Origin of the sequence: Aliikangiella sp. G2MR2-5, assembly GCF_015687155.1 — a bacterium.
Classification (GTDB): domain Bacteria; phylum Pseudomonadota; class Gammaproteobacteria; order Enterobacterales; family Kangiellaceae; genus Aliikangiella.
In genome coordinates this window covers 101,035-122,906 of record NZ_JADPQF010000006.1, presented here as the reverse complement: position 1 = coordinate 122,906, position 21,872 = coordinate 101,035, and the positions used below count along the sequence as shown (strand labels likewise).

General features: G+C 42.8%; 14 protein-coding genes. 10 read left to right on the top strand and 4 right to left on the bottom strand.

Annotation, left to right across the window (positions count from 1 at the left end; translation table 11 throughout):
• The first annotated feature begins 51 nt into the window (after nt 1-51).
• The 6 genes from IYN84_RS17270 (at nt 52) to IYN84_RS17245 (ending at nt 10,007) form a co-directional block, all read left to right on the top strand.
• Nucleotides 52-1,191, top strand: a complete 1,140-nt coding sequence (locus tag IYN84_RS17270) for a sensor histidine kinase (RefSeq protein ID WP_196140514.1) — start codon at nt 52-54, stop codon at nt 1,189-1,191.
• Nucleotides 1,181-2,023 carry a LytTR family DNA-binding domain-containing protein gene (locus IYN84_RS17265; protein ID WP_210330670.1) on the top strand — a complete coding sequence of 281 codons (843 nt, stop codon included), beginning with the start codon at nt 1,181-1,183 and terminating at the stop codon, nt 2,021-2,023. The genes IYN84_RS17270 and IYN84_RS17265 overlap by 11 nt, the downstream gene beginning before the upstream one ends.
• Nucleotides 2,024-2,332: 309 nt before the next feature.
• Nucleotides 2,333-5,008, top strand: coding sequence for a TonB-dependent receptor (locus IYN84_RS17260; protein WP_196140513.1), 2,676 nt, complete (start codon nt 2,333-2,335; stop codon nt 5,006-5,008).
• Between the two features lie 90 nt (nt 5,009-5,098).
• The gene (locus IYN84_RS17255; RefSeq protein WP_196140512.1) at nt 5,099-6,352 is read left to right on the top strand and encodes a sugar MFS transporter; all 1,254 of its coding nucleotides are present in this window, start codon (nt 5,099-5,101) and stop codon (nt 6,350-6,352) included.
• Between the two features lie 20 nt (nt 6,353-6,372).
• Nucleotides 6,373-8,886: an exo 1,3/1,4-beta-D-glucan glucohydrolase gene (locus IYN84_RS17250; protein ID WP_196140511.1), complete on the top strand. Its 2,514-nt coding sequence runs from the start codon at nt 6,373-6,375 to the stop codon at nt 8,884-8,886.
• A 323-nt stretch (nt 8,887-9,209) separates the two neighbouring features.
• Nucleotides 9,210-10,007 (top strand): hypothetical protein, encoded by a 798-nt coding sequence (locus IYN84_RS17245; protein WP_196140510.1) that lies wholly within the window; start codon nt 9,210-9,212, stop codon nt 10,005-10,007.
• Nucleotides 10,008-10,317: 310 nt separating this feature from the next.
• Here the strand turns inward: IYN84_RS17245 and IYN84_RS17240 are convergent, their stop codons facing one another.
• The 4 genes from IYN84_RS17240 to pepN all read right to left on the bottom strand — a co-directional run bounded on the left by IYN84_RS17240 (nt 10,318) and on the right by pepN (nt 16,323).
• Complete coding sequence (locus IYN84_RS17240) at nt 10,318-11,013, bottom strand: CPBP family intramembrane glutamic endopeptidase (protein ID WP_196140509.1); 696 nt, start codon at nt 11,011-11,013, stop codon at nt 10,318-10,320.
• A 15-nt stretch (nt 11,014-11,028) separates the two neighbouring features.
• Nucleotides 11,029-11,919: an RNA polymerase sigma factor gene (locus IYN84_RS17235; protein ID WP_196140508.1), complete on the bottom strand. Its 891-nt coding sequence runs from the start codon at nt 11,917-11,919 to the stop codon at nt 11,029-11,031.
• 2 nt (nt 11,920-11,921) lie between these two features.
• The gene (locus tag IYN84_RS17230) at nt 11,922-12,749 is read right to left on the bottom strand and encodes a hypothetical protein (protein WP_196140507.1); all 828 of its coding nucleotides are present in this window, start codon (nt 12,747-12,749) and stop codon (nt 11,922-11,924) included.
• 958 nt (nt 12,750-13,707) lie between these two features.
• Nucleotides 13,708-16,323, bottom strand: a complete 2,616-nt coding sequence (pepN, locus tag IYN84_RS17225; protein WP_196140506.1) for an aminopeptidase N — start codon at nt 16,321-16,323, stop codon at nt 13,708-13,710.
• 605 nt (nt 16,324-16,928) lie between these two features.
• Between pepN and pdhA the strand changes: the two genes are divergently transcribed.
• From pdhA to IYN84_RS17205, 4 genes are all read left to right on the top strand, one after another.
• Nucleotides 16,929-18,008 (top strand): pyruvate dehydrogenase (acetyl-transferring) E1 component subunit alpha, encoded by a 1,080-nt coding sequence (gene pdhA / locus IYN84_RS17220; protein WP_196140505.1) that lies wholly within the window; start codon nt 16,929-16,931, stop codon nt 18,006-18,008.
• Nucleotides 18,008-18,988 (top strand): alpha-ketoacid dehydrogenase subunit beta, encoded by a 981-nt coding sequence (locus tag IYN84_RS17215; protein ID WP_196140504.1) that lies wholly within the window; start codon nt 18,008-18,010, stop codon nt 18,986-18,988. The genes pdhA and IYN84_RS17215 overlap by 1 nt, the downstream gene beginning before the upstream one ends.
• On the top strand, nt 18,985-20,691 hold the full coding sequence (locus IYN84_RS17210) for a 2-oxo acid dehydrogenase subunit E2 (RefSeq protein WP_196140503.1): 1,707 nt from the start codon (nt 18,985-18,987) through the stop codon (nt 20,689-20,691). Before IYN84_RS17215 ends, IYN84_RS17210 begins: the two co-directional genes overlap by 4 nt.
• A gap of 192 nt (nt 20,692-20,883) precedes the next feature.
• The gene (locus tag IYN84_RS17205; protein ID WP_196140502.1) at nt 20,884-21,810 is read left to right on the top strand and encodes a hypothetical protein; all 927 of its coding nucleotides are present in this window, start codon (nt 20,884-20,886) and stop codon (nt 21,808-21,810) included.
• The last annotated feature ends 62 nt before the right edge of the window (nt 21,811-21,872 follow it).

Below are 21,872 nucleotides of genomic sequence, written 5' to 3'. Positions count from 1 at the left end.
TTCCTCTCAATTGTTGTATAAAACATAGTTTTCAAGAAAATAGTTCTCAATATGCCAATCCCTATTTTAGATCATGAGTCAGAATACTCGACAAATCGCCGACGAAATCAAAGAAGACAGTTTTGGTGGTTACAAATATCAGGTTGGCTAGGTTACGCTGTTATTGTCTATATTGCGGTGATTGCACCGCAAGACACCGATTTCGATAAATCATCACAATTACTACATCTGGTTGTCGAAACCTTAACAGGCTTTATTTTTTCAATTCTTATTTGGCAACTAGTTAGAAGAATTGTTTACTTGCCTATCCGCTTCACCGTACTGGCGAGCGTTATTGCTGCGGCGACTTTAGCCGGGGTTTTTAATTTAATTAAACTGATTACTCATCGAATTATTGTTTACCAAACTGATTGGACTCAATGGAACTGGACGGAATTTGGTGGCTGGTATCTTTTTTCTCTTGCAACCATGTTAATCTGGACAGCCGTTTCTTTTATTATTTTGTATAACAATCAGCTCGAAGCAGAGCATCAACGTTCATTGGAAGCTGAAAACCAGGCTAAAGAAGCCCAGTTACAAATGCTAAGATATCAATTGAACCCTCATTTTATGTTTAATACGCTAAATGCAATTTCTACTCTCATTTTAAAGAATGATAATCAGCGAGCGAATGAAATGCTTGAGCAATTGTGTTCTTTTTTTCGCTTTTCACTGGAACAAACTCCCGAGTCTGTGTCTACTCTTTCTCAGGAGCTTGAGTCGTTGAAACTCTACTTAAAAATAGAAGAAGCAAGATTTATTGATCGTCTGAAAGTCCATTTTGAAATTGATAGCGATGTGTTAGATGTCATGCTCCCCAGCATGTTGTTGCAGCCTCTTGCGGAAAATGCTGTTAAGTATGGTATTGCCGGGAGAAAAGAGGGGGGGACTATCTGGATTCGCGCAAAAAAACTTGAAGACAAGCTTGTTGTTCAGGTTGTTGACGACGGACCCGGATATTCCGTTATGCATGATGATATCGAATCCGAAGGAAGAGAGTCTCAAGGGATTGGACTGACAAACACCAGACAGCGACTTCAGACAATGTTTGGAACTGAATTTGATTTATCGATCAAGCTCAATAACAATAGCGGAACGATAATCGAAATTAAGATTCCTTTAAACAGTATCGGGGCTGGGAATGACTTGTAAGAACCTAACGGCAATGATTGTTGATGATGAGCCCCTGGCCATAGAAGGGTTAAAATTGCGCCTGGAGCAGTTTCCGGAAATAAAAGTTATAGCAGAATGCCGAAATGGTGAAGAAGCCATGAGTTGCTATGAGGAGAAAAAGCCTGATGTTGTATTTCTTGATCTGGAAATGCCAGGAATAGGCGGACTTGAAGTTGCGCAGGCGATTTCTTATGAAAGTAATCCCTTGATTATTTTCGTTACTGCATATCGCCAATATGCGGTGGATGCATTTGAGCTTAATGTTGTCGACTATATTCTTAAACCCGTTAATCTCGGTCGATTAAAGAAAGCGATTGAGAAACTTTTCGTTCTTGCTGAAGGTAAAGATGATAAGCATGAAAAGCTTCTCAGAGCCCTGCATAAGACATCTGGAATTTCCTATGAAGCGCTTAACCAGTGGTTGGACTCTGATCTGGAGCTCCCTTTGGAGCAAAGTGAAAGAGCTGATTTTTGCGATAAATTGTCAATAAGAAAGTCAGATAATAGTAAAGTTCTGGTTTCTGTCGAAGATATCCGGTGGGTTGATGCTGCGGGGGATTATATGTGTATTCATTCATCTGCAGAAACCTATATTTTAAGAATTACAATGAAAAAGCTCGTCGAAAAACTGAATCCAGAGCTTTTTATCAGGATCCACAAATCAACTCTGGTCAATATTTCGCAGGTAAAAGGGGTAAAGCAGTTAAAAAATGCTGAGTGCGAACTGATTCTAGACAATGACGTCAAGCTTAAAGCTAGTCGTCACTATGCCGCAGAGGTAAAGCAAAAACTACAAAAAATCATTCTGTAAGACCGATGCGTTTTGTCGTAATAATGTATCGGCTTATCGCAAAACAGCTCGATAAGATGATCTGGCCGCATTTTGTTTTCGAGATACCGAAATTGCGTTGTTGCTGGTGAACTTATTCCGCAAACTGTTCTGGCTGTAGCTGCACCTGATGCGGCTATTAGTGAGACGGTTGAGTTAAATGATAGCAATCATAAACAACTAGGTTGATAGCTTGGATACCAGATACAAAGTGGACTTTAGCTATAACAATTTGCAATCGCTATACCGTTCTCTCGGATAATAAAAATTTCAAGGGTGGAAATGATGAAGATGCGATTAAAGCCTATTGTTGTAGCCTTAGCTGCAACTAATATGATGTTCAGTCTTCCGCAAATGGTTTATGCGGAAGAGGCAAACGTTAATGAGGAAGTCAAAGAAGAAGCTAAACACGAAGACGAACATGTTGTCATTGTTACGGCAACTAAACGTGACACCGATCTAATGGAAACGCCAATTGCTATTTCTGTTTTTTCAGAAGAGGAGTTGGACAAGCTCGGCATAAAGAACGTTAAAGACATGAATAATCTTGTCCCGAATATGAGTATTATGGTGGACAACGAATCTTCTGCTCCAATCATTACACTGCGTGGAGTGCGCTCGACCAATACAACAGAATGGGGTGATCCTGCTGTTGGAATTCATTATGACGGGATCTATTCTCCTCGTCCTCAAGGCGCTCTATCATTAATGTTCGACACTGAGCGAGTGGAAGTGATGCGGGGACCTCAAGGCACCTTATTCGGCCGAAACTCTACTGTCGGTAGCATGAATATCATTTCATCCAAACCAAGAACTGACAAATTTCTAGGGTCTGCACAAGTTGAAGCTGGGCGTTGGAATCAGAAAGCTTTTAAAGGAATGCTAAACCTGCCCGTTACCGATAACTTTGCTATTCGTGCGGCTTTCGCTACTGAAAAGCAGGACTCAAACTTTACCGGTTACTATGATCCTAACCAATGGGATCAAAGATATCTGGATCTTGACTATAGTCAGCTGACACCGGTCGAGCAAACAACGGCGCCAGCAACACGCGACTGGGCTGCTCTGGTACCTTTTGCCGATACCTATTATGAAGAAGTTCTGGCTGACCCGGAGGACTTCTATAACAACAAAAATAACTATTCTTTCCGTATTTCCTCGCTCTGGATCCCGCGAGACGATATGTCCTGGCAATTCTCTTTCGAACGCTATAGAGATAACAGTGCCGGTGGAATTTTTGGAAGAGACTGCGAAAGAATTGCCAATCGTCCGAGCGATGTAAATGGTGGTAGCTGTACAGATATATGGGGCGACGAAGATAATTTTACGGCATATGTCAATATTCCTGGCAAGAACGATATGGTGCTTGATAGTTACCGTTCTCGATTTGAATACGATATTACTCCTGATATGCAAATGGTTTATCTGGCTGGTTATCAAAGCCAGGAAAGAACAGGACAGATTGATCTTGACCAGGGTTATTACTTTTGGGATCAAATGTTGAAATGGGTCGATACGGACTACGATTCTTATTCACATGAAATCAATTTGAAATCAACCGATGGTGGTCCTTTTCAGTGGATAACTGGCTATTTCAAATTTAAAGAAAGCAACTATATGAATGGACAGTACCATGGCGCTATGGGCGGTGTGGCTTTGTGGTTGCAACCGAAAAGAACTGTTGAGTCTGAAGCGGTATTTGGTCAGGCAACTTATGAATTTCAGGAAGATATGTTCTTTACCTTTGGTGTACGACATACCAAAGATACCAAACAGGATATTGGAGGTCGTAACTATGGTTGCTGGGGAGCATGTTATGTTGCCGATGCCTGGGGAACTGTAGATTGGGGAGCTTTGTTTGATCCTGATTCAGGGTATGATCCCTCGTGGCAGAGAGATGAACTTAATGCACTACCTGCTGATTTTTATGACTACCCGGATATGTCTCTTGCCGACTGGAATATTGACACCGAAAACGATGTTAAAAATGAGTGGTCTGCAACAACTTATCGAATCGGTTTTGATTGGCAATATGATGTCGATACATTGCTTTATTTCTATGTGGCTGATGGTTACAAAGGTGGAGGTAATGGCGACGTCCTCTTCAAACAAAGTGATGGAACTCGCTTCGACACCTCCTACGATGAAGAAACCGTTACAACCTATGAACTGGGCGTTAAAACATCCGTACTGGACGGTTCATTGGATTTGATGGCTAACTATTTCTACAGTGACTACAAGGGACAACAGTTTACTCAATGGACTATTTTCGACCATATTACGGTTCAGGAATTTGATCCCGATTCAGGTCAGATTGTTGATTCTGTACAGGACCTTGGTACGTTTCTTACCCGAAATGCTGCTAACTCTATGATTCAGGGATTAGAGCTGGAAGCCAATTGGGAAGCCTGGGAAAATGGAAAAATCAGTGGCTGGGTAACTTTCCTTGATACTGAAATTACCTCCGACTACTGGAAGAACTGGGGAACAGAGATCAATCAAGTTTTTGCCAACGTTGATACGCAAGATTTTGATCCGGAAAATCCTCGTCCATGGCAGCGAAATCTGAAAGGAAATGAGCTACCATACTCTCCCAAAATGGCTTTGACCATCAACGTGAGCCACACTTTTAACTTCGATAGTGGAGCAACGTTAACGCCATTTCTTAATTTCCACTGGGAAGATGAGTCTTATGTCGGATTAGATAACACCGACAAATGGAACATTGCTTCTACTGACCTGAATGAAAATATCGATCTGGCAATCTATTCTGATAAAAGAGATTCATGGTCGATGGCAACCTTCAATTTAAACTACACCTCAGCAGATAAAAGCTGGTTTGGTGAAGCCTATGTTTACAATCTGACTGACGAAGACGTTAATTGGTGGCAAGGGTACGCAGGTACTACGCCAATAGCGGTAAAGGCTCAAAGAAATTACGGCCTTCGTTTTGGATATAACTTTTAGTCGTCGCCTTACTTCTCGGCTCATAGCTTTTCCTGAGCCGAGAAGTTTTTTTGATGAATTTCGGCTCAAACTAATTCAGGAATATTTGCAATGGCCAGTCAAAGCTCTTCAATTTCTGCTTCTGTACTAGAGCAGAAGTCTAGTCGCAATAGTAATCGGTTTGCGCTTGTTACACTCACATCATTATTTTTTATGTGGGGATTTATTACTTGTCTGAATGATATTTTAATACCTTATCTAAAAGCTTCGTTTGAGCTAAATTATACGCAGGCGATGTTAATTCAGTTTTGTTTTTTTGGCGCCTACTTTGTTGTCTCTTTACCTGCTGGCAAGCTTGTAGGCAAAATTGGATTTCAACGCGGTATTGTTACAGGATTAGCTATTGCTGCTTTTGGCTGTTTACTTTTCTTGCCTGCTGCAATTTCAAAAGTTTATGCCTTATTTCTGTTTGCTTTATTTATTCTTGCTTCTGGAATTACCATACTTCAGGTATCTGCCAACCCTTATGTTACCGCTCTGGGTAGTGAGGAAACCGCATCGTCTCGTCTTACTCTAACTCAGGCCTTCAATTCATTAGGTACAACTGTGGCTCCTTTTTTTGGGGCATTTCTAATCTTTTCTTCAAATGAAAGTGGACCGGCAGTTATTGACGGTTCAGCAACAAAAGTTCCCTATCTCATTTTATGTGGTGCTCTTGTTGTTTTGGCCATTATATTTCTTCAAGTCAAGCTGCCAAAGCTTTCGATTGAGATCGAAAAGCACGAAAGTCACAACCAGATTCGTTCAGCATGGAGTTATCCTCATCTCGTTTTAGGCGCGATTGGAATATTTGTTTATGTCGGGGCTGAAGTATCAATAGGTTCTTTTCTGGTTAACTATTTTAGCCAGCCAGATATTGGCAATCTGGATGAAGCCGTTGCTTCCAAGCTAATCGCCTATTATTGGGGCGGCGCCATGGTTGGACGCTTTATTGGTGCAGTAATAATGCAAAAATTCAATGCAGGTATCATCCTCTTTATTCATGCTCTGGGCGCAATGTTTCTTGTCGTGCTTAGTATGAATACAACCGGCTCCCTTGCCATGTGGAGTATTCTGGCGGTTGGGTTATTTAACTCAATTATGTTTCCAACCATTTTTAGTCTTGCAGTCAAAGGTTTGGGAAAAAGTACCAGTCATGGCTCCGGAATATTATGCCTTGCCATTGTAGGCGGAGCGTTTGTGCCGCTACTACAAGGGGTGCTTGCAGATAATCTTGGAATACAAATGGCATTCTTCCTGCCCGCAATTTGTTATGCCTATATTGCCTATTACGGACTCTTCGGCAGTCGTATCGAACGTAACTAACAGGGAAGGCGAATAAGACAATGAAAAATAAGACGGTAAAATTATTAGTCATATCCTTGGTAACTTTTTTGTCCGCGTGTGCTTCCAATTCAATTGATTACCAGAGTCGTAATATTGATGTTTGGCCAAAGCTCAATATTGAAGTACAAAAAGATAGTCGAGTCGAGAAGCTAGTATCAGAATTGCTAAAGAATATGACTATTGAACAGAAAGTTGCGCAAATGATACAACCGGAAATCAGGGATATTACGGTTGAGGATATGCGTAAATACGGATTTGGATCCTACTTAAATGGAGGTGGTGCTTTTCCTAACAATAATAAGCATTCAACTCCAAAAGACTGGATAGCACTAGCCGAGAAGTTATATCAGGCTTCAATCGATGATTCTTTAGATGGTAGTAAGATTCCAACGATGTGGGGAACTGACGCTGTCCACGGTCATAATAATGTTATTGGTGCAACCTTATTTCCTCACAATATTGGACTAGGTGCAGCCAACAATGCTGCACTAATTGAAAAGATTGCTCAAGCCACCGCAACTGAAGTAATGGCAACGGGGATTGACTGGGTATTTGCGCCCACAGTGGCTACAGTCAGAGATGATCGCTGGGGACGCACTTATGAAGGTTATTCTGAGGATCCTGAAATCGTCAGGGAGTACGCAAGAGCGATTGTTTATGGTTTACAGGGAAGGCCTGGTAAAGATTTTATGAATGATAATCGTGTGATTAGTACGGTTAAACACTTTCTGGGAGATGGCGGGACTATTGGTGGAAATGACCAGGGTAATAATATTGATTCTGAAACTGAACTGTATAAAGTTCACGCTCAGGGATACGTCAGTGGTTTAACTGCTGGTGCACAAACTGTAATGGCCTCTTTCAATAGCTGGCATGGGAAAAAGAACCACGGTAATTCTTATCTTTTGACAAGAGTTTTAAAAGATAGAATGGGGTTTGATGGCCTTGTGGTTGGTGACTGGAACGGGCACGGACAAATCGAAGGATGTACCAACGAGAGTTGTCCGCAATCGATCAATGCTGGCCTGGATATATTTATGGCGCCTACTTCTTCATGGAAGCCGTTATTTCATAATACCGTGCAACAGGTTAAAGATGGTGTTATTTCAATGAGTCGAATCGATGACGCAGTTAGCCGGATACTTAGGGTGAAGGTTAGAGCTGGTCTGTTTGAAAAGCCGAGTCCGGCTAATCGAAAGTTCTCTGGAAGGTTAGAGCTGATAGGTGCGAAAGAACACAGAGAAATAGCAAAGCAAGCGGTTAGGGAGTCAATGGTTTTACTTAAGAATCATGAACAGCTATTGCCGTTAAATCCAAAGCAAAAAATTCTGGTTGCAGGAGATGGCGCTGACAATATTGGCAAGCAGTCCGGTGGTTGGACAGTTTCCTGGCAAGGTACAGGTAATAGCAATGATGATTTTCCTGGAGGAAGTTCAATCTATGATGGTATTGCAGAACAGGTTCATGCGGCTGGTGGAAAGGTTATTCTAAGTGAAAATGGTGACTTTCAAGATAAACCTGATGTTGCCATTGTTGTATTCGGGGAAGAACCTTACGCGGAAGGACACGGCGATATTGATGATCTCGAGTACCAACGGGGAAACAAGAAGGATTTAGCATTACTTAAAAAGCTCAAATCACAGGGAATACCGGTAGTATCTTTATTTATCAGTGGCCGTCCTCTGTGGGTTAATGCAGAACTAAATCAATCTGACGCATTTGTGGCACTCTGGTTGCCCGGTTCCGAAGGAAATGCCGTTGCCGAAGTTTTATTTACTGACGCTAAAGGAAATATTCAACATGACTTCAAAGGAAAGCTTTCGTTTTCCTGGCCTGCGAAAGCAGAGCAGACTGCGGTTAATCGAAATGATAGGGAGTATCAGCCGTTGCTGCCTTATGGCTTTGGGCTCAAGTATGGAGACAGTTCGCTACTTTCGAATCATTTGTCTGAACAAAAGGAAATGTCAAAAGCCAGTCGTCCTGAGCTGGTTATTCTTGGGAAAAAAAAGAGTAAACCATGGCGCGCCTTTATAGGAAGCAGTGAAGGTCGAAAGAATGTTACTTCAAGTGTTGAAATCACTGACAATGTTGAGCTAAGAAAAATCGATCGCTTTGTACAGGAAGATGTAACCCAGATATATTTTAAAGGGCGGGGTAAAGGCCTCTATGGCTTTAGCGAAGATTTTCCGAATGATTTTCGTGGTATTTTTGAAACCAATGCCGTTCTTAAAGTTGAAATGAAAATAAATCAGGCGCCACAAGCAAAAGTCGACCTAGCAATGTATTGTGAGCCTGATTGTCACTCAAGGGTGAATATCAATAAACAGCTAGCCGCTAATCCTACCGGAAAGTGGACGAGTATTAGCATACCGCTTAGTTGCTTTGATATTGATGGATTCAAAAAGAGCAAGGTAGTATCACCGTTTGTGATTGAATCCGAAGGTGAGTTTCAGGCTGAGTTTTATGACCTAAGGATCATTCCTGATAGTAGTGAGAGTGACAGTGGCTGTTAAAGGTTTCTGTCGCGCCAAACCTTCGTATTTAACTAATCATCAAGGCTAAACTTTATTTCTCTGCTGCCTGTCGAAATTGTAAAACATCATTGTCATTCGACTGTTCAAGTCAAAGGACTTCTGTTAAAAGCAGCTAATATATTTTAGTCTTTCTATTGCAGAGAAATATTCATTGATCTATGTTTGATTCCTACTTGAGGAAATGACTATTTTTATCTATGTTAATTAATAGATAAACAGTATATGTTTTAATAAACGCCACAAAATATCATCTTTCTTTAAAGTTGGTTAAACAGAATTCTGGTGTTTCATTTGAGGTGTATATGCCGTATTCAAGAGCGCATTTCTGGATTTTTGGTTTAATAATGCTCTTGTATGTTGCTTTTTGGCCATCTTACTTCTCCGTTTTTAATCGACTTTCAATTGCTCTTCATATACATGGTGCGACCTCAACTCTCTGGTTGCTATTGGTCGTTGTTCAATCCTGGTTAGTTCACAATGGAAATAGAAAACTGCACAAGAAAATTGGATTAGCGAGTTTTGTCGTTTTTCCATGCTTTTTAGCTGGACTTTTTCTGGTTATGTACAATAACGGTGTGGGTTTGGCGAATAATCCCGACCCCGCTCGAATCGTCCTCGGACCAGCGTTCTCAGCGGTTAGTGCCATTGTTATTATTACAGTCAGTTATCATTATTTTTTCGCACTTAAGACACGTAATAATTTTAAATTACACGCGGGCTATATGTTATCGATTCCCGTCTTGCTGATTGAACCTGTCACTTCTCGCTTATTTAATTTATATTTGCCAGGTTTTCAGTTTTCCGGTGAAAATCTGGATAACTTAGATAATGCAAGTTACGCATATTATTTATCTATTTCGTTAGCAATATTATTGACCCTCTGGTTGTATATGCGAAACCGAAGGTTTGGCATGCCTTTTTTGTTCACGGCAATTATGTTTCTGGTGCAATGTATCGCATACACCTGGATCGGAAAGATGCAATGGTGGAGCGACTGGTTGATATTTATGTCGACCTTTCAATTAGGTGTTATTGTTACAGTCGCAATGATATTTGGTTGGCTCGTCACCTACTTTGGCTGGAAACAGGGTGAAAAATGAGCTTCTCACTAATTTTGAATATCCCTGTGCTGTAATTGGTGTTGGTGAGTATTTTAATACCCTCCTGTGTTCGTGTTGTTTCTAAATTAACTACTAGAAGCTCTTTGCTTAAATCATAGTGCTTAAACTATAAGGTAGGAGCTTAGTGTTCATGTACAATTTCAGTCGAATATCACCGAGAGTGATTCCCCTAACTAAAGGAGGAAGAACACTTGTTGATTTACCTGCTATCGCTTTAAGTTGTATGGGGAAAACAAGTCTCCTGGGCTAGAAATTTGCAGACACCCAGACTACATAATTAAGGTAGCTATCAGGTATTATATATTTGAATAAATGAGATGGTATCAGGAATCGCATGAGCAATAATAAGTGGTAATAATGAACGTTTTGCCAGTGTAAAATAAATTGTTCCATATAAGATTGCGATCAATCCTGCAAAAATCTGATTGGCTAAAATCGAACCGTGAAGAAGGCCAAAAAGCAAAGACTGTAATCCTATCGTTATCGCTATGGATTTTTTCGTCTCCCCAAAGATCTGAACCAAACGGGTTTGCAGAAAGCCGCGAAACAAAACTTCTTCGCCAAACGCCGCTGCAATCCAGGCAATACCAACGACACTAAACACCAGGGCTAATAGATTACCTTGAATATAGTCAAAGCGACTGCTTTCGCCTGTAGGCGTGTAACCTGTCATTGATTTTAAATAGGGAAGAAGGATAACCGCCAGGAAGATGGTCAGTATTAGAGTTATCAAAATGACACCTAAACTTTTCCATAAATTTTCAGGGCGACGTAATCCCAGAGGAGTGAAATTTTTACCGTAACGCAAGTACAAAACATAAATTCCAGCTACAGAAATTACTGTAGCCAATGGCCCGCTTAGTGGAACAGCTAAATACTTTGCAATGAATCTAACCAGGAAAAATAGAGTGAATACTGCTAAGATTTCAAGCAAGAGTTGATGATGTTTCAAGAGTTGATGATGTTTAATATGTATGTGGCTCATAAATTTCTCCTCTATCTAGTTTGTTGCTACAGACTGCCATTTGGCTGAGTCCATTACATAACGGGCATAGCGAAAATCCTGAATACGTTTTAACGCATCGGCTTCGAATTCAAGGAGGATAATATACTGAGGTTTCTTCACACTGATCGCTGGTTCAAATACCAGTACAGCGGGCTTGCCATCAACAATACCAGGCTCTACATGCCAGGTAGTCAGTGAATCGTAATTTCCAAAATAGAACTCTATATCTTTACGGCCTGCTAGCTGTGCCTTGGCTACCATATCAAGCTTTATTTCATCAATGGTTAATTCGAGCAGGGCATCGAATTTTCGATCATTGAACAGCTCGCTATACAAGCGTAAACGTTTGCAGTCATCTTCATTTAAGTCGCCAACAGTTTTGGTAGGCTGATATTGTTTCAGATGCTCTCTTGCTCTGTTTAGTGCTGACTTTATCGAAGCCTCGGTTGTGTGGAGTATTTCTGCACTTTGTTTTGCGCTATAGCCAAAACCATTACTTAGTACCAGAACACTTCGTTGTAATGGTGGAAGAGACATTAGCCAGTCCAGATCATCTAATGCTGCAGGACGAGAGGATATTTCCTCTTGTTCTTTGTCAAGCAGGTGTCCTTCCGGACGAGATTTCGCTGCTCTATAGTTGTCAATTAGTGCATTGTGGGCGATTCGAAACAACCAGCCTTGCAGGTTATCAATGGGCAAGTTTTCTGATAATTTAAACAGTGCTTTTTCGAGCACCAATTGAGTAAGATCTTCACCATCAAATACGGAACCGGCCAGGCGCGTGCAGTATCGATGTAAAGCGGGTCGAACTTGTGGTAACAGCTCCAGAAAGTCTGTTTTAGATTGGACCGCCTGTGTCTGAGTTTGCTTGCTTGCTTCCACCATTGTTAACCCCTCATTTCTCTTTCTGGATGTCCTGTATTTGAGTCTGTGTTCGAATGCCACTGCTTTGCATCGGAGCGAGATGCAAATCGTTCAATAGCCTTCCGATACTTGTTTTTGGCGTTACCAATAACCGGTTCACCGTGAATCGGCAATACATGCTCAAATGGCAATGTTAGCAGTTGCCTTAATTCATCTCCACTGGGTTTGGTCATGTGCCACCAGCCCACACCGATATTGTACGAGCGGGCCAGGCCAAAAAGGCGCATAAATAATTTGGCAGTGATGTTGGTAAATGAGTTTGGCCTGGGAGTATTGTGCAGCATGTCACCTGATAGAAGAATTCCATTATGTTGAGGCAATAGAAGACAGGCTTCTTTTAGCTTGGGGCTTCGCATTACCCAGACCTTGGCTTCGGGTATAGGCAGGCGAGTTTTTTCGTCAAACCAGAAATCTGGCTGCAGATAGCTTTTGGTATTTTCGATATCAACGGTTAATCCTCGTGTATATTGTGTGCCTTTCAACGCGTAAACCTTTGCCCCATAACGCTCACGATAGAAGTTATCATCGGCGCCGTGCATAGAAGCAAGACGAATCACATTTTCAACTCGGCCCAGGGCCTCCAGTTGCTTTAACCCTTCGTCGTTGAGCCTCATGCTGTTAACCAGAGTGATCGAGTCCTGGCTGTGTCTGATAATTACCATGGAGCGAGAAATTCTTGGTTTTAAAGGTACAGGCATATCCCAGCCACCTTGTACAAACCAGATATTGGGGAATACTTGCTCAAGTTCTCCATGTGGAAATAGTTGAGAAGAGTGAGTTGATTGGCACATAAGGGCTCCTAATTGTATTCGGACTACTATTAATTTCATGCTTATAAATGGAATGACGTACCCTGTACCCAAAAAGATTCGGTGTGTGAAAAATATTTTTTGTGGTTGGCTGTTTTAAGCAAAAAGAGAGCGAACAATTGAGATATTTAATATCAGAGTTTCTTATATTATTGTTACTTACCGGCTCTTTTTGAGTAGCGTTTAGTAATGATTATGCCGAAAGCAGAAAGAGGGAGGCTGGTCGTTTCTTGTTCAGCGCTACTGTGCCCGTATCCCCAGTTACCCACAATTCCTGTGGATAAAACTGTCAAAAAACATTTAATAGATGATCGCAGATCAGGTATTCCGCTGCTTGCCACCCGCTCGATCAAGAAATGATCAGTGCAGGTTTATTCTGAATACTTTCTGATCACTGTCACTTTTCTCTTCTCGATTTCCAAAACTTCCATAGTTTTGAAACCTTATCTAAAAGATTGTTTCGTTTTAGAATGAATTCCGTTGTTATTGTTCATATTAGTAATAACAACCGCGTTGTGCGCAGAGCGCTCTCGCAGGTTTTTGTCGATTATGTTTGTGAATATTGGATCGGCTTATTTGGTTTTATTGATGTTTTTGTGGTTACTCACAATATCTGTGGATAAACCTGTCAAAAAACATTTTATAGATGATCACAGATCAGGTGATTCGCTGCTTGGCGACAACTCGATCAAGAAATAAACAGGGCCGACTTACTCTGAATACTTTATGATCACTGACACTTTTCTTCCCTCAATTTCCAGAACTGATATAGCTTCGAAACTTGAACTGATGTTTTCTTTTGTTTGAGAATGAACGCCACTGATGTTGGTCATTTAGGTGAGAACAACGTTCTGCGCTGGCACACTTACATGAGCGCGTTAATCTCACCTATTCACCACCGAAGTCCAGGACTTCGGTGGTTTTAGGCAAATTAGAGTGATTACATTTTTAAAGACTTATCGACAATTTCAAAAACATCGTTAGATAAGTTTTCAGTCATTTTGATTTTTTCCAACTGCTCTTTAATTAACGCCTGTCGCTTGTCGTCAAACTTTTTCCATTGGTTAAACTGCTTGGAAAGTCCGGCGGCAATTTGTGGGTTAATTGAGTTTAAGCGAATAATGATATTCGCCAGGAACTCATAGCCTCGTCCTGTTGCGCTATGGAACTGCGGCAAGTTTCCTGCTACAAACATACTGACTACAGCTCTCACTTTGTTAGGGTTTTCGATTGAGAATTTTTCATGGTTCAACAGCTCATTAACATGATCTAAAATGTTCTCATCGTCGTTGACAACCTGAGCACTAAACCATTTATCCATAACCAGTTCTTCTTCATTCCATTTATTATAGAAGTGCTGAACAAACTCCGACTTATATCCTTCTTTTGAGGCTGCTATAACTTGTAATGCCGCTAATTCTTCCGTCATATTTCTGGCATGGGTTAACTGATTGGCCGCAAGTTCAAAATGCTTGTCACTATCAGCAATCATCATATAACGAAGGGCGACATTTTTCAGCCAGCGTTCGCCGGCATCTTTACCGCTAGTTGTGTTATAGATATTAAACCATTTAGATTCCAGCACACTGCCTAAATGTTTTTTCAACTGCTTATGTTTGGCAAAGAGCTGATTGGCATTAATACTGTCAGACAAACCGATTAAGCTACTAAGTTCTGGTACCTGAACGGCTAAAGCTTTGAGCGAATTATCCAGGGACTCATCGTGTAAAACTTTATCGATAGCATCGCCGACAATTGTTAAGTCCTGTTCGCTAATTTCCTCAGCTTCACTTAACAATATCTTAGCCATCAGATTTTGTCCTGCATCCCAGCGATTAAAAGCGTTGGGGTCGGAGGCAAACAGAGTAGCCAGTTCCTGTTGGCTATAGTTGTAATCGAGTTTTACCGGGGCAGAGAAGTCGCGTAATAATGATGGAACAAGATTGTCAGAATCTGCCTGGAATTTAAAAGACTGTTTTGAATCAGTAACAACTATCAGCGCTTCTTCCTGAGAGTCTGAGCTGCCATCAAGAGTAAAGTTAACCGCCTGACCGGATTCATTCAAGAAGCCCAGTTTTACCGGCAGCATGAAAGGTGCTTTTTCCGACTGTCCGGGAGTCGCCGGACATGATTGTTCAAAGGTGAGCTCAAACAGGCTGTTATCCAGCTTTTGTAAACTCGCTTTAACCTGGGGAGTTCCCGCCTGACGATACCAGTTTCTAAACTGGCTCCAGTCTTTGTCGTTGGCATCTTCCATTGCTTTGACAAAATCTTCACAGGTAACCGCTTGCCCGTCGTGGCGCTCGAAATATAAGTCCATACCTCTTCTAAAGCCGGCTTCACCGAGTAAAGTATGCATCATGCGAATGACTTCAGCACCTTTGTTGTACACGGTTACCGTATAGAAGTTATTCATTTCTATATAGGAGTCGGGGCGAATAGGGTGGGCCATTGGACCTGAGTCTTCTGCAAACTGCGCCGCGCGAATGATTTTAACCTGGTCAATTCGTTGCACTGCCTCTGATTGCATATCTTCGCTGAACTTCTGATCTCTAAATACGGTCAGGCCTTCTTTCAGACTCAGCTGGAACCAGTCACGGCAGGTGACCCGGTTACCGGTCCAGTTATGGAAGTATTCGTGGGCTATGACACGTTCGACCCCTTCAAAGTCAGCATCGGTGGCGGTTTTTTCATTAGCAAGAACATATTTGGTGTTAAAAACATTCAGCCCTTTGTTTTCCATGGCGCCCATATTAAAGTCACTGACCGCGACTATCATATATAGGTCGAGATCATATTCTCGACCAAACTTTTCCTCATCCCACTTCATTGAAGCGATCAAAGAATCCATCGCAAACTGACACTGATCGAGTTTTCCTTTATCAACATAAAGTTCCAGTTTTACTTTCCGCCCACTCATTGTGGTGAAGGTATCTTCCAGACAGTCCAGATCACCGGCAACTAATGCAAACAGGTAACAGGGTTTGGGGAAAGGGTCGTGCCACTCGACAAAGTGGCGGCCGTCATCCAGGTCGCCTCGATTGACCGGATTACCATTGGAAAGCAATAGAGGGTATCGGGATTTCTCTCCCTCAACACGAACATTGAACTCCGACATGATTTCCGGCCTGTCAAGATAAAAGGTGATCTTTCTAAATCCTTCTGCCTCACACTGAGTGCAGAATTTTCCTCCCGAAGTATACAGGCCTTCCAGCGACTTATTATTTTGCGGCTGTATTTTGACACGAGTTTTCAGAGTAAAGGCTTCACTGACCTTTTTGACCGTTAGAATTTCTTTTTCCAGTTCATAGTCTTCTTGAGAGAGGTTTGTACCATCAATGGAGATTTCCATCAGTTCCAATTCAACACCATCTAGTACTAGCGGCTCCAGCTGGTCATTGCTATCCAAAGGGTTGCGGTAGACTTGTAGTTCGCATGTTACCAGAGTGTCCTGCTCATGGAGTTCAAAGTTGAGTCGAGTATGTTTGATCAAATATTGACTGGGTCGATAGTCTTTACGGTACTTAACCTGTGGTGACTGGGTAGAATCTTTCATTGAGGTTTAATCCTTACACAAAATTTTATGTTTGACATTGATAGCGCGGAATAACTCTGTCTTGTGGCAATAATTGCCATTTTACCAGTTTTGAGTCCATGCTATTTGCAGAATGAAAAAATACGCTGGTGAAGGAGTTTATCAGTGACGTTACGGAATAGAAAGCTTTACCCAGGAGTCGCGATTTGAAATAAAAAAAACTAATGCGAGTTAGTACAAAAGTTAGGCTTTAAGTGGTTAGACCAGAGTAGGTTGGTTTTTCGAAAAATGCCGATATATGCGGTCAAATATCGTGAAAATATGGTTAAATTCGCTAATTTTGCTATACAAGTGAGCCCAGAATCTTTATTATCCACCCCCAGCTAAAAACAGCGAAAAACACCTGTTTATCCCTGCAAAATGTGTGGGTAAAGTTAGCTTATATCAATTTGTACAAATTGTGTATTAATTGATATGGCTTCATATCACAGACATATATTAAGTTAGTCCTGCGATATGAGTTCCAGGTAATTTCGCTCCAGTCTAAACGCTTGAGTCTGCATAAACAATGTGAGCTTACTTTGCTCGTTGTTTGCAAGCGTTTCACCAATGAAGGAGAAGCCGTTTTGACAACAATTGCCAAGTTTGAAGTCAAGTATCAGCAATATCTCGATGCAGATGGCAAACTAAAAAACAAAAAAGCACCGGCCATCGCTAAAGATTTCGATAAACTCAAAGAACTCTACCGTGGAATGGCGTTAATTCGTCAATTGGACACCAAGGCCTACGCGCTGCAGCGTACCGGAAAAATGGGAACTTATCCGGCAGCCACTGGACAGGAAGCGATAGGTGTCGGGTTTGGCGCTGCGATGAAAGACGAAGATGTTCTGGTTCCTTATTACCGCGGACAAGCATCGATGGTCATGCACGGTGTTAGAATGGAAGAAGTGCTTTTATACTGGGGTGGTGATGAGCGTGGCTCTGACTTCCAAAATGAAAAAGCTCGTCAGGATTTTCCTATTGCAGTTCCAATTGCAACTCAGTCTTTGCACGCTGCGGGTGTTGCCAAAGCGATGCAAATGCGTGGCGAAAAGCGTGTCGTTTTTACCGAAATTGGTGAAGGTGGTACATCGCAAGGTGACTTCTACGAAGCGCTGAATGTGGCGGGTATCTGGAATTTACCGGTGGTATTCATTATCAATAACAACCAGTGGGCAATCTCTGTACCGAGTGAAATCCAGACAGCCTGTGAAACTTACGCGCAAAAAGCGATTGCTGCTGGAATCGACTGCGTGCAGGTTGATGGAAACGATATGTTGGCGGTTTACCAGGCCTCTCTGGATGCGGCAGAGAAAGCCCGTAACGGCGGTGGTCCGACTGTAATTGAATGTATCAGCTTACGTTTATGTGATCATACTACAGCTGATGATGCCAGCCGATATCGTCCTGACGGTGAACTGGAAGAAGGCTGGAAAAAAGAGCCTATGGTTCGTTTAAGAAAGTATCTTGAAGCCAATAAGCAATGGTCTCAGGAAGAAGAAGATGCCATGCAGGCAGAGATTGTTGCCGAAGTACAACAAAGTGTTGATAACTACTTGAATACACCGGTTGATACACCTGAGTCTATGTTTGACTATCTCTACGCCGAACTACCAGAAAGAACACTTGCACAACGTGAGTTGGCAATTGCAAGAGGAGCAAAATAATGGCAGCTATCACTTTAATTGAAGCCGTCAACCTGGCGATGGCTCATGAAATGGAAAAAGACAAAGACATCGTCGTTTTCGGTGAAGACGTGGGTGTTAATGGTGGGGTTTTCCGTGCAACCGACGGTTTGCAAGCCAAGTTTGGCGCCGAGCGCGTAATCGACACGCCGCTGGCTGAAGCGATGATTGCAGGTGTAGCCATTGGTATGGCTGCCCAAGGTATGAAGCCTATCGCTGAAATCCAGTTTATGGGCTTTATTTTCCCGGCAGCGGACCACATCATTTCTCATTGTGCTCGTATGCGCAACCGTACTCGTGGTCGTCTTACTTTACCCATGGTTATTCGTGCGCCATACGGTGGCGGGATCCATGCTCCTGAAAATCATTCGGAAAGTACCGAAGCCATATTTGCTCATATTCCTGGATTGAAGGTGGTTATCCCATCAAATCCTTCACGTGCTTACGGCCTGATGTTGGCTGCGATGCGCGATCCTGATCCGGTAATTTTCCTCGAGCCAAAGCGTGTTTATCGTATCGAAAAGCACGAAATTGAAGATAACGGTGAAGAGTATCCACTTGGCATGTGCTTTGTTGATCGTGAAGGAACCGACATTACCCTGATCAGCTGGGGTGCTATGATGCACGAAACCAAACAAGCGGCAGAAAAACTGGCGCAAGAAGGAATCAGTGCTGAAGTTATTGACGTGGCAACTGTAAGCCCGTTAGATATTGATACTATACTAGAGTCTGTACAGAAAACCGGACGCGCCTGTATCGTTCAGGAAGCGCCAAAAGCCGGTGCTGTTGGTTCTGATATCGCTGCAGAAATCGCAGAAAAAGCGATCATGCATCTGTTGGCGCCAATCGGTCGTGTATCTGGTTATGACACCATGATGCCTTACTACCGTCTAGAAAAACAATATATGCCGAAAGTTGAGCATATCGTCGAAGAAGCGAAAAGAATAGTGGAGTACCGATGAAGATATTTAACTTACCCGATCTAGGTGAAGGTTTACCGGATGCGGAAATCGTTCGGTGGTTAGTTAAAGAAGGCGACAAGGTCGCTTTGGATCAACCAATGGTCGAAATGGAAACCGCCAAAGCCGTGGTTGAAGTTCCTTCACCATATGAAGGCACAATTACCAGGCTCAATGGCCAGGCTGGCGACGTAATCGAAGTCGGCGCAGCGTTAGTAGAGTTTGATGGTGACGGCAGTTCTGCTGCGGCAGCAGTGCCTGCACAAGCCGCACCACAAGCAGCTGCCACTGAAGCACCAAAAGCTGCGCCTGCTGCAGTAGCTGGTGGTCAGGTTTTCAACCTGCCGGATCTGGGAGAAGGGTTACCAGACGCAGAAATCGTTCGCTGGTTAGTTAGCGAAGGCGACGAACTCGCTCTTGATCAGCCAATGGTGGAAATGGAAACTGCTAAAGCAGTGGTTGAAGTTCCCTCTCCATTTGCGGCAAAGGTTGCTAAGTTATATGGACAGGCTGGCGATGTGATTGAAGTCGGCGCTCCTTTAATTTCTTTCGGCGATGCAGGGGCTACAAGCGCAGCACCCGTTGCAGCCGAAGAAGAGTCAAAGCCATCCGGCGATGCAGGAACTGTTGTTGGTGCGGTACAGGTGGGCAATACTATCGTCGCCGAGTCAGCTAATGCCGTTGTTAAAGCTTTGGCCAGAAAACTGAAAGTTGATCTGGCTCAGGTAACCGGAACAGGCCCTGACGGAGCCATTACTCAGGCTGACATTAAAAAAGCAAAAGCTGACGGAAAGTTGATGGGCACACAGGCTGCCGCTCCGCAACCCGCTCCAGTGGCTGCGCCAGCCGGTGAAGAGAATCCACTGGACTTCAGAGCTTCTCCTGCGGTTAGAGCTCATGCTCGTCGTCTTGGTGTGATGCTATCTGCGTGTAACGCGACAGGTAAGAAAGGTACTATTACTAAAGCTGATGTGGATGCCGCTGTAGGAAAGTCAGTACCAGCTGCTGCTCCGGCTCAAGCGAAGCCAGCTGCTGCGCCTGCAGGTGACAGATTACCTACCATTCAGGTGAGCATCGAGCCTCAGTCGGTTCGTGGTGTTCGTCGAGCGATGGCTATGGGAATGGCCAAGTCTCACGCAACGGTTGTTCCGACAACTTTGATGGAAGATGCTGATATCACTAACTGGCCAAAACAGGACTTCCTGGCACGCTATGTTCGAGCCTTGGTTTTTGCATCAAAGGTAGAGCCTGCACTGAATTGCTGGTTTGACGGCGAGCGTTTTGAGCGATTAGTCCATCCTAATGTCCATGTCGGGATAGCGGTTGATTCACCTGATGGTTTGTATGTACCTGTGGTTCATGATGCTGATAAAAAAGATGCAAATCAAATTCGCCAACGAGTTCAGGAGCTGCGTGAAAAGATTGAAACCAGGTCTTTGAAGCAGGAAGACCAGCAGGGCGCGACAATCACCTTGTCAAACTTTGGCTCTATCGCTGGCCGATACGGCACTCCAGTGGTTTCACCGCCACAAGTTGCTATTTTGGGAACCGGACGCTTCAGAGAAGAGCTTAAGTTAACCGATAAAGGGATCGCCAAGCACAAGATGCTTCCGCTTTCTTTGACGTTTGATCATAGAGCTTGTACCGGTGGAGAAGCGGCACGCTTCCTGGCTGCAGTCATTGAAGATTTGCAGAAGCCGGTTTAAGGCAGACCGCGAAGTAGTTAAATATAAAAAAGCGCCGAAATGGCGCTTTTTTTAATAATGTCGCTTTTGAGAGCAGAAAATCATGTCAAAACATGGAGTTTACCCAAGATTATTATCAATAATGGAGGATTTCTGTCTAAACTAAATAGGAGAATAAAGTAAAAAACAAAAAGCGAACAAACTAGGAGCAACATGAGCGAGCTTCCTGCAACATTGACGTATTTTGGTAATATGCAGAAAATTGGGCAAGTGCTCAATCGCTGCGCGCTTCCGGCTGTGTCGGCGCAGAATCTTTTCGATCCATTTCTTCCCCATGAACATTCCGCCATGCCCTTTAGCTCAGAAGGTCTGGTTGAAAGCGCCACCAAGTATATCGTACAGGCTATTCTTGGAAAGTCGCCTCCACGGGGGCAACCAAACCATCCTTTGCAAAAGGCAGTTAATCGGTGGCGAGCCGAGAATCGTTTCAATAGCGATGCTGAAATTAAAGAGGCGCTAAAGGGGCTTTTGCCTACCATGGTTGAAAAAGTTTATTCCGAAGCCATGGAAATGCATAATCAATGGCTTGATTATGCCAATAGCAAGCGCATTATCCCGCTATTTGAAAACTATCAGTCACTAAACTTGTGGCAGTTACTGGCTCACTCCCATAAAGGTGTGGCTATAAGATTTCGTTGCGAAGCCAGTTCAGTATTTAAAGATGCAAAACCGGTTGTTTATAGCAGTCAGCCAGCCAAAACAGTATCAATTAGCGAGTTCACTGAATACATGGTAGGAAACAGGGGACCTGTTAGTCTTAGGCCTGAATTAATCGTATTGAATCAGAATAGTGCTTATCGAAAATTGAAAGAATGGCGCTTGATACTGGATTCAACCCAGGAAAGTGAACAGTGGTTAACTTTTGAACCAGATGTAATTCAGAGTGTTTATATCGGTGCTCTGGTTCCAGAAAAAACAGTTTCTCAGCTGCAAAAGCATTTACACAAAATGAACCCGGCGATTAGCGTATACCGTTCTCGCACTGCGGAACACGAGTATGCACTGGAATTTGAAAAGCTGGAAAGTTTAACCGAATCTTCAGATGATTCTAAGGCAGACGACTCTGTCGAAGGTGGTTAACTACCCGTTATCTGTAACCACATTCGCTAAATGCCATATTTCGGCCACATTTTGCCATCATC

Bases quoted from the DNA above. Each gene is read 5' to 3' on its own strand.
- IYN84_RS17270 (WP_196140514.1), top strand. From the start codon at position 52: ATGCCAATCCCTATTTTAGATCATGAGTCAGAATACTCGACAAATCGC.
- IYN84_RS17265 (WP_210330670.1), top strand. From the start codon at position 1,181: ATGACTTGTAAGAACCTAACGGCAATGATTGTTGATGATGAGCCCCTG.
- IYN84_RS17260 (WP_196140513.1), top strand. From the start codon at position 2,333: ATGCGATTAAAGCCTATTGTTGTAGCCTTAGCTGCAACTAATATGATG.
- IYN84_RS17255 (WP_196140512.1), top strand. From the start codon at position 5,099: ATGGCCAGTCAAAGCTCTTCAATTTCTGCTTCTGTACTAGAGCAGAAG.
- IYN84_RS17250 (WP_196140511.1), top strand. From the start codon at position 6,373: ATGAAAAATAAGACGGTAAAATTATTAGTCATATCCTTGGTAACTTTT.
- IYN84_RS17245 (WP_196140510.1), top strand. From the start codon at position 9,210: ATGCCGTATTCAAGAGCGCATTTCTGGATTTTTGGTTTAATAATGCTC.
- IYN84_RS17240 (WP_196140509.1), bottom strand. From the start codon at position 11,013: ATGAGCCACATACATATTAAACATCATCAACTCTTGAAACATCATCAA.
- IYN84_RS17235 (WP_196140508.1), bottom strand. From the start codon at position 11,919: ATGGTGGAAGCAAGCAAGCAAACTCAGACACAGGCGGTCCAATCTAAA.
- IYN84_RS17230 (WP_196140507.1), bottom strand. From the start codon at position 12,749: ATGTGCCAATCAACTCACTCTTCTCAACTATTTCCACATGGAGAACTT.
- pepN (WP_196140506.1), bottom strand. From the start codon at position 16,323: ATGAAAGATTCTACCCAGTCACCACAGGTTAAGTACCGTAAAGACTAT.
- IYN84_RS17215 (WP_196140504.1), top strand. From the start codon at position 18,008: ATGGCAGCTATCACTTTAATTGAAGCCGTCAACCTGGCGATGGCTCAT.
- IYN84_RS17210 (WP_196140503.1), top strand. From the start codon at position 18,985: ATGAAGATATTTAACTTACCCGATCTAGGTGAAGGTTTACCGGATGCG.
- IYN84_RS17205 (WP_196140502.1), top strand. From the start codon at position 20,884: ATGAGCGAGCTTCCTGCAACATTGACGTATTTTGGTAATATGCAGAAA.